Consider the following 13959-nt stretch of genomic DNA (forward strand, 5'->3'; position numbering starts at 1 on the left):
CGCCTCACCCGCAGAGTCAAACGCCGAGAATTTAGGAGAGCCGCTCCACGACCATCGCCATGCCCTGGCCGCCACCGACACACATGGTCTCGATGCCGAAGGTCTTGTCGTAGGTCTGCAGGTTGTTCAGGAGCGTGGCGGTGATGCGGGCACCCGTCATGCCGAACGGGTGGCCCAAAGCGATTGCGCCACCGGACACATTGAGCTTGTCCTCGTCCATGCCCAGCGCGCGGGCCGAGCCGAGCACCTGCACGGCGAAGGCCTCGTTGATCTCGTAGAGGTCGATGTCGTCGATGCTCATCTTCGCGTTGGCGAGCGCCTTCTTGACGGCCTCGATGGGACCGAGGCCCATGATCTCCGGCGACAGTCCGGACACGCCCGTCGACACGACGCGGGCCAGCGGGGTGAGGCCGAGCTCGCGAGCACGCACGTCGCTCATGACCACGAGCGCCGCGGCGCCGTCATTGAGCGGGCAGGCGTTGCCGGCGGTGATGGTGCCGTTGGGCCGGAAGACCGGCTTGAGCTGGCTGATCTTCTCGTAGGTGGTGCCGGGCCGCGGTCCGTCGTCGGTGGAGACCACGGTGCCGTCGGGCAGGGTCACGGGAACGATCTCGCGCTCGAAGAAGCCGTTCTTGATCGCCTCTTCGGCGCGGTTCTGCGAGCGGACGCCCCAGTGGTCCTGATCCTCACGGCTGATACCGGTGTGCAGTGCGACGTTTTCGGCGGTCTGGCCCATGGCGATGTACACGTCGGGCAGCACGCCGTCTTCGCGGGGATCGTGCCACTCGTCGGCGCCTGCGGCTGCCTGGTCGGAGCGTGCCATCGCGTCGGCGTAGATCGGGTTCTTGGTGTCGGGCCAGCCGTCGGCGTTGCCCTTGGCGAACCGGGACACGGTTTCGACGCCTGCGGAGATGAATGCGTGGCCCTCACCGGCTTTGATCGCGTGGAACGCCATGCGGGTGGTCTGCAGAGACGACGAACAGTAGCGGTTGACGGTGGTGCCCGGCAGGAAGTCGTAGCCGAGTGAAACCGCGACGGCGCGACCGATGTTGAACCCGGCCTCACCACCGGGCTGGCCGCAGCCCATGATCAGGTCGTCGATGTCGCGGGGGTCGAGAGCAGGCACTTTGTCCAGCACGGCCTTGACCATCTGCGCGGCCAGGTCGTCGGGACGCATGTTGACGAGTGAACCTTTGCCTGCGCGGCCGATCGGCGAGCGGGCAGTGGCAACGATGACAGCTTCAGGCATGGCAGGCTCCTAGATCGTGTTCTAGAAACGAACCTAACCCGCGGGCACCACGATGGGTGCGGGCACCCCGGTCGGGCGCCGCCAGAGCCTGCTCACACCGCCCAGTCGCGACAGCAGCGACGTGTCGTCCGCCGACCCGGTTTCCAAGGCTTCGGCACCGTCCCAGTCGCCCAGGGCATTACAGAGTGCGGGCAGCAGCTGGCTCGCCGCCAGTGCGTATCCCGCTGCCGACGGGTGGAACATGTCCTGGGAGAACAGCAGCTCGGGCGCCTTGTAGAAGTCCGGTGCCAGCAGATCCGAGAACGGGACCGGAACGCCGCCCGCAGCACGCACAGCGCCTGCCTGCGCGCGGGCCAGCCGCAACCCGCGGCTGCGCGCCACCATGCGCAGGGGTTGGGGTATCGCGGTGATCACCCCGAAGTCGGGACAGGTGCCGACGACCACCACCGCACCCGCCGACCGCAGCCTGCGCACCGCGGCGCCCAGACGCCGCGCCGACGGGCCGATGCCGTTCGGCTTGGTGATGTCGTTGGCTCCGATCATGATGACGGCCGCGTCCGGTGGTGGTCCCGCGACGAACATCGCGTCGATCTGGCCGGACAACCCCTTCGACGTGGCGCCGACAATTGCCTTGGTGCTCAGGCGAATCCGCTTGCCGAACTGCTCGGCCACACCGCGGGCGATCACGACTCCGGGTACCTCGTCGGCCTCGTGGCAGCCGTAACCCGTGGCCGTGGAATCGCCGAACACCATCAGGTGGATGTCGAACGGAACCCCGCGCTCCCACCGCTGCACCGGCCCACCGCCGGGCGCGTACACGCCGTCGGCTCGGGGCGGGATGTCCCAGGACTTCGGAATGACTCGGCGGGCCTGGTCGGCCTGCCCGGACAGCAGATTGCGTGCTCCGATGTAGGCCGTGCCGGTCGACGCCAGCGTCGCTGCGGCCGCCAAGGCGACGGTGGCTCGACGTGGCGTCCGACTACGGCTGCGGACGCGAGGAGCATCACTACTTGACCCCACACCGCAAGTTTAGGTGCGACACACGGGGTTTTGCGCGCGGCGAAGGCGGATCAGCGATTACGTTGCGGTATCAAGTCCGGTATCAATTCAGGTTATTTGATTGTTGAACTGATTGACCGTGTCAAGCTAAGTTACCCGGGTTGTCTGAGTGACGTAGCACACCTAGCACTACAAAGACGTAGGAAGTGGTGGCGATGACTGCACCGAGTAAGGTCTCGAGGTCCCATCGCGCTGGGATAAGCCCAGCTAGATTGCACCGCGCACGCAAGTACCCGGTGAGTGACCAGAGGCCCGTAGAGATCGTAGAAGACGGCCCGAGCCTGGGTGGTCGGCTGGCTTCGCTGGCAGCAATGCTGACAATCCGTCCGGTGCTGGCAATTGGTAGCCATGCTCCACGTCTGCCGTGGCCATTCGGCATCGTCGAATTCGCGGCTCGAACGCTGCGTCCTTCTCCGGGCACCATCAGGGCGACGATCGGGTTGCCTAACTGCACTGCACAGCTCGTGCGGGCAAACGGGGTGCTGCCGGCGGACGGCAAGCGCAGCGTGATCCTGTATCTGCACGGTGGCGCGTTCATCGTGTGCGGTGCGAGTACCCACTCAGGCATCGTGTCGTCGCTGTCGCAGTACGCGGACAGCCCGGTGCTCGTGGTCAACTACCGGATGATCCCCAAGCATTCGGTGGGCACCGCGCTCGACGACTGTTACGACGCCTACCAGTGGCTGCGCCTCACCGGGTACGAGCCCGACCAGATCGTGCTGGCGGGTGATTCCGCAGGCGGTTATCTGGGACTCGCGCTGGCCGAGCGACTGCTGGCCGAAGGGGAAGAGCCCGCGGCCCTGGTCACGATGTCGCCGCTGTTCGAGATCGACAACGTCACGCGCGCCAACCATCCGAACATCCGTCGTGACGCCATGTTTCCGGCCCGCGCCTTCGAAGCGCTGGTCGAACTCGTCGAGCACGCCGCAAGCCGCAAGGGCGAAGAAGTCTACGAACCGCTCGACCACATCGAGCCGGGCCTGCCGCGCACGCTCATCCACGTTTCCGGTTCCGAGGTTTTGATCAGCGATGCGCGGAAAGCAGCCCGCATGCTCGCCGCTGCCGGTGTCCCGGTCGAGATCCGCGTTTGGCCCGGTCAGATGCACGTCTTCCAGCTCGCCTCGCCTCTGGTGTCCGAAGCGACGCGCTCGCTGCGCCAGATCGGCGACTACATTCGTGAGGCCACCTGGTAACCCGCGCGCGAGCCTGACACGATGTGACTATGCGCATCGCCAAGCACGTCAGTGAGCTCATCGGCAATACCCCTCTGGTACAGCTGAACTCGGTTGTCCCAACAGGTGCGGGCTTGGTGGCCGCCAAGATCGAGTACCTCAACCCGGGTGGTAGTGCCAAGGACCGCATCGCCGTCAAGATGATCGACGCCGCGGAGGCCAGCGGCGAACTCAAGGCTGGTGGCACCATCGTCGAGCCGACGTCCGGCAACACCGGAGTGGGGCTGGCCCTGGTGGCGCAGCAACGCGGTTACAAGTGCATCTTCGTCTGCCCGGACAAGGTCAGCGAGGACAAGCAGAATGTGTTGCGCGCGTACGGCGCTGACGTAGTCGTATGCCCGACGGCGGTGCCGCCGGATCATCCCGACAGCTACTACAGCGTCTCCGACCGGCTGGTCAGGGAGATCGACGGGGCGTGGAAGCCCGACCAGTACTCCAACCCGATGGGGCCGGCCAGCCACTACGAGACCACGGGCCCAGAGATCTGGGCCGACACCGAAGGCAAGATCACCCATTTCGTGGCAGGCGTCGGGACCGGTGGCACCATCACCGGCACCGGGCGGTACCTCAAAGAGGTCTCCGGCGGAAAGGTCCAGATCATCGGGGCCGACCCCGAAGGGTCGGTGTACAGCGGCGGGACCGGCCGGCCGTATCTCGTCGAAGGTGTCGGCGAGGACTTCTGGCCCAGCGCCTATGACCCGACCGTGCCCGACGAGATCATCGCCGTCTCCGACGCGGATTCCTTCGACATGACGCGCAGACTGGCGCGCGAGGAAGCTCTGCTGGTCGGTGGATCCTGCGGCATGGCCGTGGTCGCAGCCATCGAGGTGGCTCGCAAAGCGGGGCCTGACGCGGTCGTGGTGGTGCTGCTGCCCGATGGCGGACGTGGTTATCTCTCAAAGATTTTCAACGATGCGTGGATGTCCTCGTACGGCTTCCTGCGCAGCCGCCTGGACGGCTCGATCGAACAGTCGACCGTCGGAGATGTACTGCGCGGCAAGTCCGGTGCGCTACCGGACCTGGTGCACACCCACCCGTCGGAGACCGTGCGCGACGCCATCGGGATCCTGCGCGAATACGGCGTGTCGCAGATGCCCGTCGTCGGTGCCGAACCACCCGTGATGGCCGGCGAGGTTGCAGGCAGTGTGTCGGAACGTGAACTGCTGTCAGCGGTATTCGAAGGCCGGGCCAAGCTCGCCGACGCCGTCTCCGAACACATGGGTCCGGCTCTGCCACTGATCGGCGCGGGAGAGTTGGTGAGCACCGCGGCCAAGTCGCTGCGGGACAGCGACGCGGTTATGGTCGTCGAGGACGGTAAGCCCGTCGGTGTGCTGACCCGTCACGACTTGCTCGGGTTCCTTTCGGAGGGAAACGCGCGGCACTGAACAGCAGGTGAGAAGCGCTGCAATCGGCCACTTCTCGGGTAGTGTCAGCGAGCGCTATCCAGCAAACTCGACTGCGGAGGGGGTCCGCGACCGATCTACCGATACGGCCTTTGCCGCGAGGGGCATGTGAACAAGCCCCGTGGTGCGTAATCTCCCCAGTGAGCCGTTCCGCTCGCTGTACATCTAGGTGCTGGCAGTCAGTGGTGACCGGGTGACGGTCGCTACCCGAGATAGGAGCCATGAACGTGAGTAATCAACCGCCGCCCGGAAACTACCCGCCGCCTCCGCCCGGAGGATTCCCGCCACCGCCTCAGGGTGGCGGCGGCTACCAACCGCCCCACGGCGGTGGCTACCAACCGCCGCAGGGTGGTGGGTTCCAGCCGCAGGGCGGCGGCGGTTATCCGCCGCCGCCACCTCCGCAGCAAGGTGGGTATCCGCCTCCGCCGCAGGGCGGTTATCCGCCACCTCCGCCTCCCGGCGGGCCGGGCGGCTACCCGCCACCACCGCCTCCCGGTGCGCCGGGCTACCCGCCTCCCGGTTACGGGCAGCAGGGCGCCGCCTACAGCGTCGGTGAAGCGTTCTCCTGGGCGTGGAACAAGTTCAGCAAGAACGCCGCCGCTCTGATCGTGCCGACGCTGGTGTACGGATTGATCGTCGGTGTGATCGCGGGCGTCGCGTACGGCCTTGCGATCGCGATGGCCTCGAGCTCCACGTCGTCGTACGGCAGCTACGGTTCGGACTACGAATACTCGGCCAGCTACAGCCTCGGTGCGGGCAGCATCGCTGTACTGCTCCTCGGCGGCCTGATTCTCATCGTGCTCATGGCCGTGGTGTCTTCGGCGTATCTGAGCGGTGTGATCGATATCGCGAACGGGCAGCCGGTGACCATCGGTTCGTTCTTCAAGCCGCGTCAGCTCGGCAATTTCATCATCGCCGGTCTCATCGTCGGTGTGCTCAGCGCAATCGGTTCGATCTGCTTCATCGGCAGCATCGTGGTGGGCATCTTCACGTTGTTCACGCTGCCCGCCATACTGGACCGCAACCTGTCGGCGATCGACGCCATCAAGACCAGCTTCGAGCTCGTCAAGTCGAACTTCGTCAATGCGCTGGTGGCCTACATCGTCATCTTCGTGACCATCTTCGTCGGTGAACTGCTTTGCGGCATCGGCCTGCTGGTCGCCGCACCGGTGGCTGCGCTGTTCCTGGTGTACACCTGGCGTCGGCTCACGGGCGCCCAGGTTGCCCCGCTGACCCCGTAGTAATCGTCAACAACACTGTGCCCACGGTGCACCCGGCCGACAGGTCCGCACCGTGGGCACAGTGCTCTCATGGCATCATCTGGCCATGACCGCGATGCCGCCCAACCCTTATGGAGCCGGATACGGCCCCGGCCAGCCCGGACCGAACCAGCCGAGCTATGGGCAGCCCGGCTACGGCCAACCCGGTTACGGCCAACCCGGTTACGGCCAACCGAACTACGCCGGTCAACCTGGATTCGCCTCGCCCCAACCGGGTTTCGCGCCGCAGCACAGCTATTACCCGCCGGCGCCCAACACGAATTCGTACACACCATGGTCGGACCGGGCCGTGGCGTTTCTCATCGATCAGCTGCCCATCGCGGCCATCCTCGTGGCCGCCTACGCCGTCGTGCTGATCGGGGGACTGGCGCTCGTCGGAACCTCACAGCCGCAGTGCTCCAGCACCGGCAGCTACGTCGACTGCACCAGCAGCAGCACCGGGCCCTCGGGCGTCGTCGCGGTGTTACTGGGGCTCGTGACGATCGTGATGTTCACCCTTCCGCTGGTCTTCGCGGTGTGGAACTACGGTTACAAACAGGGGACGACCGGCCAGAGCATCGGCAAAAAGGTGATGAAGTTCAAGGTCGTCTCCGAAAGCACGGGTCAGCCAATCGGTTTCGGCATGTCACTGGTTCGTCAGATCGCCCACTTCGCCGACAGCGTCGTCTGTTACATCGGGTACCTGCTTCCACTGTGGGACGCCAAGCGGCAGACCTTCGCAGACAAGATCATGTCGACCGTCTGCGTGCCCGCCAATCCTGTGCCGAGCCCTCCCGTCAACGGGATCTACTGATCGGGCGTCGTCATGAGTTCGATGCTGCCGAACGACAACGCGGGCGGAAACACCTTCGGCCAGGAGCCCATCCCGGTCTTCTACGCGCCCACGTCCGGATACCAGCCGCGGCAGCCCTACCAGAAGCCTCCGAACCCGCAGCACCGGTACACGCCGTGGGGTACGCGCGTGGTCGCGTTCGTGATCGACCAGCTGCCCGTCACGGTGTTCCTGGTCATCGCGATCGCGATCTTGACGGTGGCCATCGGCTCGGTCGCGGGCAGTGACTCGACGTGCCGGCGCCAATTCAGTTGCCCGGGCTATTCGACCAACAGTGAGCTTGCCCTGTACGGGACGGCCGCGCTGTTCGGCATGGTGCTGCCGTTCACCTTCTCGGTATGGAATTACGGGCAACGGCAGGGGACGACCGGCCAGAGCATCGGCAAGAAGGCGATGAAATTTCAGGTCGTCAGTGAGAAGACCGGCGAGCCAATCGGTTTCGGTATGTCGCTGATGCGTCAGATCGTCCACGTCCTCGACGGGCTCATCTGCTACCTCGGCTACCTGTTCCCGCTGTGGGACGCCAAGCGCCAGACCTTCGCCGACAAGATCATGTCGACGGTTTGCGTACCGATGAATCCTGCACCGGTCGCGGGACCGTACCCGGGTTGGTCCGGATAGGCTCAACAGGTTATGAGTGAACAGCGCAAGTGGCACGGCCTGGCCACAAAAGCCATCCACGCCGGTTACCGCCCCGACCCGGGCACCGGAGCCGTCAACACCCCGATCTACGCCAGTTCGACCTTCGCCCAGGACGGCGTCGGTGGGTTGCGCGGCGGGTTCGAGTACGCCCGCACCGGCAACCCCACCCGCGCCGCGCTCGAAGCGTCGCTGGCCGCGGTCGAGGAAGCCGACTACGGGCGGGCGTTCAGCTCGGGCATGGCCGCCACCGACTGTGCCCTGCGGGCGGTCCTGCGGCCCGGTGACCACGTGGTGATTCCCGACGACGCCTACGGCGGCACGTTCCGGCTCATCGACAAGGTCTTCTCGCAGTGGGGCATCACCCACACGCCTGCGCCGCTGTCGGACCTCGACGCCGTTAGCGCGGCGATCACTCCGAGCACCCGGATGATCTGGGTGGAGACGCCGACCAACCCGTTGTTGACCATCGCCGACATCGCGGGGATCGTGCAGATCGCCTCGGCTTCGGGAGTAAAGGTGTTGGTGGACAACACCTTCGCCTCACCGGCACTGCAGCAGCCGTTGCTGCTCGGCGCGGACATCGTGCTGCATTCGACCACCAAGTACATCGGCGGGCACTCCGACGTGGTCGGTGGTGCGCTGCTGACCAACGACGAGGAACTCGACACCGCTTTCGCGTTCCTGCAGAACGGGGCGGGCGCGGTGCCAGGGCCGTTCGATGCGTATCTGACCATGCGCGGGCTCAAGACCCTGGTGCTGCGGATGCGTCAGCACAGTGAAAACGCTGCTCTCATCGCCGAATTCCTCGACGGGCATCCTGCCGTCGAGTCGGTGCTGTACCCGGGACTGGAGTCGCACCCCAATCACGACGTCGCGGCGCGGCAGATGAGCGGTTTCGGCGGCATGGTGTCGGTCAGGCTGCGTGGCGGCCCCCAGGCTGCACGTGAACTGTGCTCGCGCACAGAGATTTTCATTCTCGCCGAGTCGCTCGGCGGCGTTGAGTCGCTGATCGAGTACCCCGGTGCGATGACGCACGCTTCGACAGCGGGCTCGCAGTTGGAGGTGCCCGACGACCTGGTGCGGCTGTCGGTCGGCATCGAGCACCCCGCCGATCTGCTGGCTGACCTGGAGCAGGCGCTCAGCTAGTCACGCGGGAGACACTGACTAGCCCATCAGAGCGGGGCGCAGGGTCGACGTCGTCACCGCCAGGTTCATCTCGGCCAACCCGGCGGCGGTGTCGTCGACCCATGCGCCCGTGGTGATCTCGGTCGCGCGGGCATGCACCCAGCGCCAGCCCCGCTCGTTGAGGCTGAGCACGGCGCCCAGACCGTCGACGGCGTGTAGCAGGCAGATGATGGCAGCGATCGCCGGAACCGGGTTCTGCCCGTCGAACAACGCGCCCAGCAGTGCTGCGCGGGCCAGACCGACGCGTTCCCGATCGGCCAGCGGCCAGCAGTATGTTGCGCGAAAACCCTTGCCCGGCATGCGAACTCGATGGATCTGGCCGATTCTCTCCAGATGCAGTTCAAGCGCGGGCTGGATCGACTTGCCGAGTTTGGTCAGCGCTGAGTCCGCCGACAGCGGCCGCTGCCGCAGCAGCTGGAACGCCGGGTCGGTGACCGGATCGGACGGCCCAGTGCCTTCCAGTGCGATCAGTAGACCCGGCTCCATCGGTTCGTCGGCCAATGCCGGCCGGATCCGGCAAGCGTAGGCGAGGTCGAGGAGGGCGGCGGCGGCCAAGACTCGTTCCCGGCGCCGCCGGTCCAGACCAGGCTGCGCGGAGGCATTGTCCAGCAACAGCAGAAAGAGATCTTCGGCGATTTGCGCCATTGCCCCGACTGTAGTGCTTCCCCCGCGAGCCGTACGTCTACGAGTGGTACGGCTCGGCGCTGACCAGCGTGACCTTGACAGTGTTGCCGTTGGGCACCGTGTAGGTGCGGGTCTCGCCGACCTTGGCGTCGATCAGGGCCCCACCGAGCGGCGAGTTGGGCGAGTACACCTCGAGTTTGCCGTCGCTGATGCCCTCCTGGCGGGTGGCGATCAGGAACGTCTCGGTGTCGCTCTTGTCGTCGTCGTAGTAGACCTTGACCACCGAGCCGGGCAGCGCAACGCCGGACTGCTTGGGGGCTTCGCCCACCTTGGCGTTGTTGAGCAGTTCCTGCAGCTGGCGGATGCGGGCCTCCTGCTGGCCCTGCTCTTCGCGGGCAGCGTGGTAGCCGCCGTTCTCGCGCAGATCGCCCTCTTCGCGGCGGTCGTTGATCTCGGCGGCGATGATCGGCCGGTTCGCGATCAGCTGATCCAGTTCGGCCTTCAGCCGGTCGAAAGCTTCCTGGGTGAGCCAGGTGACCTGGGTGTCGGTCATGTCTTCGCGCTCCTGTCGTTGTTGCCTCGCATGCGAAAGCCTCGGTTTCGGGCCGGGATCGTTCCGCGTGTATTGCCGCTAGCGCAAGTGATTTCTGCGGGCTAATGCAGCAATACACGGCCCCAGCGCGGAACCGTGTATCCGGCCAGTTTAGCACCGAACAGACAGCCGATCTTCATGTATTCGCAGTTCGGCGTTTGTTGCGTCGGCTCAAATCAAGGCGCTACCAGGTACGATGGCACGTCCGTCCCGCAGCCGTAGACGTCACCGACGACGGGTGGCTTGCTGGATTTCACCACCGCGGTGACCTGAACCGTCTTCTGCGTCGACGGACCGACCAGGATTTCGCGTCTGCCGGTCTCCCCGCCGTCGATGGAGCGGGCCCGCACGATGCAGACCACCGGCCGCGACGGGTCGGGACGGGTCACCCCGATGGTCACCGAGACGCTGTCGTCACCGACCAACTCGTAGGCCGTGAGCTCGCCTTTCACATCGTTGTTGGCGAATTTGTGCCATGCGGCGACCGCGAGGAGGACCCCCGCAACCACCACGAGAGCAAGGATCGCGACGAGGACCCAGCGACGGTTTCGGCGGGGCAGAGACTGTCGTCCGTACCGGGCGACGGGGCGTTCGATCATCAGAACTGGAACTATAGGCGGGGACAGCCTGCGGCCAACCGGCGCAGGTCTCGGATTACACAAGAGGTCGCCGTAGTTAGATGAGACGAAATGAGTGAACTGCGGTTGATGGCGGTGCACGCCCACCCGGACGACGAGTCCAGCAAGGGTGCGGCGACCACCGCGCGCTATGCGGCCAAAGGTGTGCGCGTCATGGTTGTCACGCTGACCGGCGGCGAGCGCGGAGACATTCTGAACCCGGCGATGGACATCCCGGAGGTGCACGGCCGCATCGCCGAGGTGCGGCGCGACGAGATGGCCAAGGCCGCCGAGATCCTGGGCGTCGAGCACCACTGGCTGGGCTTTGTCGACTCCGGGCTGCCCGAGGGAGACCCCCTGCCGCCGCTGCCCGACGGCTGCTTCGGCGTGGTGCCCATCGAAGAGCCGATATCCCGGCTGGTGCGGGTGATCCGGGAATTCCGGCCGCACGTGATGACCACGTACGACGAGAACGGCGGATATCCGCACCCCGACCACATCCGCTGCCACCAGGTGTCGGTCGCCGCGTACGAGGCCGCCGCCGACCACGTGCAGTTCCCCGACGCCGGCGACCCGTGGAGCGTCTCCAAGCTGTACTACAACCACGGGTTCCTGCGAGAGCGCATGCAACTGCTGCAGGACGAGTTCGCCAAGAACGGCCAGGAGGGTCCGTTCGCCAAATGGCTCGAACATTGGGACCCGGAGCACGACGCGTTCGCGGGCCGGGTCACCACCCGGATCGAATGCGCCGAGTACTTCAGTCAGCGTGACGATGCGCTGCGTGCACATGCCACCCAGATCGACCCCAACGGTCACTTCTTCCACGCGCCGATCGAATGGCAGCAACGGTTGTGGCCGACCGAGGAGTTCGAGCTGGCCCGGTCCCGGGTGCCGGTAAGCCTGCCCGAGGATGATCTGTTCAGTGGGATTGAAAAGTGATGGATACCCTGACGGCCGTCGTGACGCTTCTTGCCGACGAGCCCCGCAACACCGGACCGGACTTCGGTAAGGCCAGCCCGTTCGGCCTGCTGATCACGGTAGCGCTGCTGGTAGGCACGTTTGCGCTGGTCTGGTCGATGAACCGGCACCTGCGCAAGCTGCCCGAATCGTTCGACCCTGAGCATCCTGAGCCCGACCAGGCGCTCGACGACGGTACGGTGGAAGCCACGGAAGACGAACATTCCGACGACACCTCTGAGGAGCGATCCGACGACCGACAGCCGCGTGAGTCCGGGGGGTAACACCCTCGCCGGGGCCACCAGCCCCTACCTGCGCCAGCACGCCGACAATCCGGTGCACTGGCGGCAATGGTCGCCCGAAGCGCTGGCCGAGGCGGCCGCACGCGACGTCCCGATCCTGCTGTCGATCGGCTACGCGGCTTGTCATTGGTGCCATGTGATGGCTCACGAATCCTTCGAGGATCCCGAGGTCGCGGCCGCCGCCAACGACGGGTTCGTCTGCATCAAGGTCGACCGTGAGGAACGCCCTGACCTCGATGCCGTCTACATGAACGCCACGGTGGCGTTGACCGGGCAGGGCGGCTGGCCGATGACCTGCTTCCTGACTCCTGACGGGCGCCCGTTCTTCTGCGGTACCTACTACCCGAAGCTGGGCTTCCTGCAGCTGCTGGCGGCGGTGGCCGAGACCTGGCGCGATCGGCGCGACGACGTCGAGCGGGCGTCGGAGCAGATCGCGACCGAACTGCGGTCGATGTCCGCCGGGCTGCCGGACGGCGGCGCGCCCGTGGGACCCGAACTGTGCGATCACGCGGTGGCCGCGGTGCTGCGCGACGAGGACGGTGCCCACGGCGGGTTCGGCAAAGCGCCGAAGTTCCCGCCCTCGGCGCTGCTGGAAGGCCTGCTGCGGCATTACGAACGCACCGGGTCCGGCGCGGTCCTGCAGGCCGTCGAGCGCACCGGCGCGGCGATGGCCCGCGGCGGCATCTATGACCAGCTGGCGGGCGGGTTCGCCCGGTACAGCGTCGATCCGTACTGGGTGGTGCCGCACTTCGAGAAGATGCTGTACGACAACGCGTTGCTGCTGCGGGCGTATGCGCACTGGGCGCGGCGCACCGGGAATCCGTTGGCACGCAAGGTGGCCGAGGAGACGGCCGGCTTCATCATCGCCGGGCTCGGGGCCGACGGGATGTTCACCGCGTCGCTGGACGCCGATGCGGCCGGGCGTGAGGGGCTGACGTACGTGTGGACGCCCGGTGAATTGGCCGAAGTGCTCGGTGACGACGACGGAGACTGGGCGGCTTCGCTTTTCGCCGTCACCGCCGACGGAACCTTCGAGCACGGCGCGTCTGTGCTGCAGCTGCCCGTCGACCCCGACGACACCTCCAGGTTCGCATGCGTCCGCTCGAAGTTGTTGGCGCACCGCGGTACCCGTCCGCAACCCGCACGCGACGACAAGGTGGTCTCGGCGTGGAACGGGTTGGCCATCACCGCCCTGGCCGAAGCCTCGGTGGCTCTCGACAACCCCGAATACCTCACTGCCGCTTCGGAATGCGCACGCCGGCTACTGGATCTGCACCTCGTCGACGGCCGGCTACGCCGGGCCAGCCTCGGCGGCCGGGTGGGGGACAGCGCGGCAATCCTGGAGGACTACGCCGCGCTGACGACTGGGCTGCTGACGCTCTATCAGCTCACCGGATCCTGGTTGCCCGAGGCGCTGGGACTGCTGGACACCGCGCTGCAGCATTACGCCGATCCGCAGCGGCCGGGCCGCTGGTTCGACACTGCCGACGACGCCGAGCAGCTCATGGTGCGGCCCGCCGACCCCGTCGACGGGGCCACGCCGTCGGGTGCGTCGCTGATCGCCGAGGCGCTGCAACTGGCTGCGCATCTGACCGCGTCGGAAACGTACGCGGCCGCCGCACAGGACACGCTGGCTTCGGCGACACCGATCCTGGCTCGGGCGCCCCGCTCGGGCGGACACTGGCTCGCGGTGGCCGAGGCGCAGATCCGCGGGCCCATCCAGGTCGCAGTGGCGTGCAACCGATCGCCGGCCGAATTGCTCACCGCCGCACGCGCACTGGCTCCCGGTGGGGCCATCGTCGTCGGCGGCCCAGCGAACTCGTCCGCCTTGCTGGAAGGACGCGACCGCGTCGACGGAGCCGACGCGGCGTACGTCTGCCGCGGCCGCGTGTGCGACCTGCCCGTCACCACGGTCGGGGATCTCGCGGTCTCACTGGCCGGTCAACCCGAGGACGGCCGACGCGGCGCCGTGTAGCCTCGCGGCC

Annotated in this window: 14 protein-coding genes; 9 read left to right on the top strand and 5 right to left on the bottom strand. The window is 66.5% G+C overall.

The genetic code is table 11. From position 1 onward, the window contains the following. Nucleotides 1-31 precede the first annotated feature (31 nt). Nucleotides 32-1249 carry an acetyl-CoA C-acetyltransferase gene (locus BST13_RS09875; RefSeq protein ID WP_083163125.1) on the bottom strand — a complete coding sequence of 406 codons (1218 nt, stop codon included), beginning with the start codon at nucleotides 1247-1249 and terminating at the stop codon, nucleotides 32-34. A 33-nt stretch (nucleotides 1250-1282) separates the two neighbouring features. Beyond that, nucleotides 1283-2269, bottom strand: coding sequence for an SGNH/GDSL hydrolase family protein (locus BST13_RS09880; protein WP_083163127.1), 987 nt, complete (start codon nucleotides 2267-2269; stop codon nucleotides 1283-1285). Nucleotides 2270-2463: 194 nt separating this feature from the next. Here BST13_RS09880 and BST13_RS09885 point away from each other — a divergent pair, with 194 nt between their 5' ends. From BST13_RS09885 to BST13_RS09910, 6 genes are all read left to right on the top strand, one after another. Beyond that, the gene (locus BST13_RS09885; RefSeq protein WP_083163405.1) at nucleotides 2464-3501 is read left to right on the top strand and encodes an alpha/beta hydrolase; all 1038 of its coding nucleotides are present in this window, start codon (nucleotides 2464-2466) and stop codon (nucleotides 3499-3501) included. A gap of 29 nt (nucleotides 3502-3530) precedes the next feature. Further along, nucleotides 3531-4925 (top strand): cystathionine beta-synthase, encoded by a 1395-nt coding sequence (locus BST13_RS09890; protein WP_083163129.1) that lies wholly within the window; start codon nucleotides 3531-3533, stop codon nucleotides 4923-4925. A gap of 239 nt (nucleotides 4926-5164) precedes the next feature. After that, complete coding sequence (locus BST13_RS09895) at nucleotides 5165-6184, top strand: DUF2189 domain-containing protein (protein ID WP_083163130.1); 1020 nt, start codon at nucleotides 5165-5167, stop codon at nucleotides 6182-6184. 85 nt (nucleotides 6185-6269) lie between these two features. Further along, nucleotides 6270-7016: an RDD family protein gene (locus BST13_RS09900; RefSeq protein ID WP_083163132.1), complete on the top strand. Its 747-nt coding sequence runs from the start codon at nucleotides 6270-6272 to the stop codon at nucleotides 7014-7016. 12 nt (nucleotides 7017-7028) lie between these two features. Then, complete coding sequence (locus tag BST13_RS09905) at nucleotides 7029-7676, top strand: RDD family protein (RefSeq protein ID WP_083163134.1); 648 nt, start codon at nucleotides 7029-7031, stop codon at nucleotides 7674-7676. Nucleotides 7677-7688: 12 nt separating this feature from the next. Then, nucleotides 7689-8843: a cystathionine gamma-synthase gene (locus tag BST13_RS09910; RefSeq protein WP_083163136.1), complete on the top strand. Its 1155-nt coding sequence runs from the start codon at nucleotides 7689-7691 to the stop codon at nucleotides 8841-8843. Between the two features lie 18 nt (nucleotides 8844-8861). Here BST13_RS09910 and BST13_RS09915 read toward each other — a convergent pair whose 3' ends face one another. From BST13_RS09915 to BST13_RS09925, 3 genes are all read right to left on the bottom strand, one after another. Further along, on the bottom strand, nucleotides 8862-9527 hold the full coding sequence (locus BST13_RS09915; protein WP_083163138.1) for a GOLPH3/VPS74 family protein: 666 nt from the start codon (nucleotides 9525-9527) through the stop codon (nucleotides 8862-8864). Nucleotides 9528-9564: 37 nt separating this feature from the next. Continuing rightward, nucleotides 9565-10059, bottom strand: coding sequence for a transcription elongation factor GreA (greA, locus tag BST13_RS09920; RefSeq protein ID WP_029366355.1), 495 nt, complete (start codon nucleotides 10057-10059; stop codon nucleotides 9565-9567). A 215-nt stretch (nucleotides 10060-10274) separates the two neighbouring features. Next, nucleotides 10275-10697: a DUF4307 domain-containing protein gene (locus tag BST13_RS09925; RefSeq protein WP_083163140.1), complete on the bottom strand. Its 423-nt coding sequence runs from the start codon at nucleotides 10695-10697 to the stop codon at nucleotides 10275-10277. A gap of 90 nt (nucleotides 10698-10787) precedes the next feature. Between BST13_RS09925 and mca the strand changes: the two genes are divergently transcribed. Genes mca through BST13_RS09940 form a run of 3 tightly spaced genes read left to right on the top strand, consistent with a single transcriptional unit; the run spans nucleotide 10788 to nucleotide 13949 of the window. Further along, nucleotides 10788-11654, top strand: a complete 867-nt coding sequence (gene mca, locus BST13_RS09930) for a mycothiol conjugate amidase Mca (protein ID WP_083163142.1) — start codon at nucleotides 10788-10790, stop codon at nucleotides 11652-11654. Then, nucleotides 11654-11956: a hypothetical protein gene (locus BST13_RS09935; RefSeq protein WP_211296056.1), complete on the top strand. Its 303-nt coding sequence runs from the start codon at nucleotides 11654-11656 to the stop codon at nucleotides 11954-11956. The genes mca and BST13_RS09935 overlap by 1 nt, the downstream gene beginning before the upstream one ends. Beyond that, a complete protein-coding gene (locus tag BST13_RS09940) occupies nucleotides 11940-13949 on the top strand; it encodes a thioredoxin domain-containing protein (protein WP_083163146.1) in 2010 nt (669 codons plus the stop codon). The genes BST13_RS09935 and BST13_RS09940 overlap by 17 nt, the downstream gene beginning before the upstream one ends. Nucleotides 13950-13959 lie beyond the last annotated feature (10 nt).

This window comes from Mycobacterium aquaticum, from assembly GCF_002086485.1.
GTDB lineage: Bacteria > Actinomycetota > Actinomycetes > Mycobacteriales > Mycobacteriaceae > Mycobacterium > Mycobacterium aquaticum.

What these genes read in the sequence shown, in the direction of transcription:
- BST13_RS09875 (WP_083163125.1), bottom strand. Translation starts at nt 1,249, where the DNA reads ATGCCTGAAGCTGTCATCGTTGCCACTGCCCGCTCGCCGATCGGCCGC.
- BST13_RS09885 (WP_083163405.1), top strand. Translation starts at nt 2,464, where the DNA reads ATGACTGCACCGAGTAAGGTCTCGAGGTCCCATCGCGCTGGGATAAGC.
- BST13_RS09890 (WP_083163129.1), top strand. Translation starts at nt 3,531, where the DNA reads ATGCGCATCGCCAAGCACGTCAGTGAGCTCATCGGCAATACCCCTCTG.
- BST13_RS09895 (WP_083163130.1), top strand. Translation starts at nt 5,165, where the DNA reads ATGAACGTGAGTAATCAACCGCCGCCCGGAAACTACCCGCCGCCTCCG.
- BST13_RS09900 (WP_083163132.1), top strand. Translation starts at nt 6,270, where the DNA reads ATGACCGCGATGCCGCCCAACCCTTATGGAGCCGGATACGGCCCCGGC.
- BST13_RS09905 (WP_083163134.1), top strand. Translation starts at nt 7,029, where the DNA reads ATGAGTTCGATGCTGCCGAACGACAACGCGGGCGGAAACACCTTCGGC.
- BST13_RS09910 (WP_083163136.1), top strand. Translation starts at nt 7,689, where the DNA reads ATGAGTGAACAGCGCAAGTGGCACGGCCTGGCCACAAAAGCCATCCAC.
- BST13_RS09915 (WP_083163138.1), bottom strand. Translation starts at nt 9,527, where the DNA reads ATGGCGCAAATCGCCGAAGATCTCTTTCTGCTGTTGCTGGACAATGCC.
- greA (WP_029366355.1), bottom strand. Translation starts at nt 10,059, where the DNA reads ATGACCGACACCCAGGTCACCTGGCTCACCCAGGAAGCTTTCGACCGG.
- BST13_RS09925 (WP_083163140.1), bottom strand. Translation starts at nt 10,697, where the DNA reads ATGATCGAACGCCCCGTCGCCCGGTACGGACGACAGTCTCTGCCCCGC.
- mca (WP_083163142.1), top strand. Translation starts at nt 10,788, where the DNA reads ATGAGTGAACTGCGGTTGATGGCGGTGCACGCCCACCCGGACGACGAG.
- BST13_RS09935 (WP_211296056.1), top strand. Translation starts at nt 11,654, where the DNA reads ATGGATACCCTGACGGCCGTCGTGACGCTTCTTGCCGACGAGCCCCGC.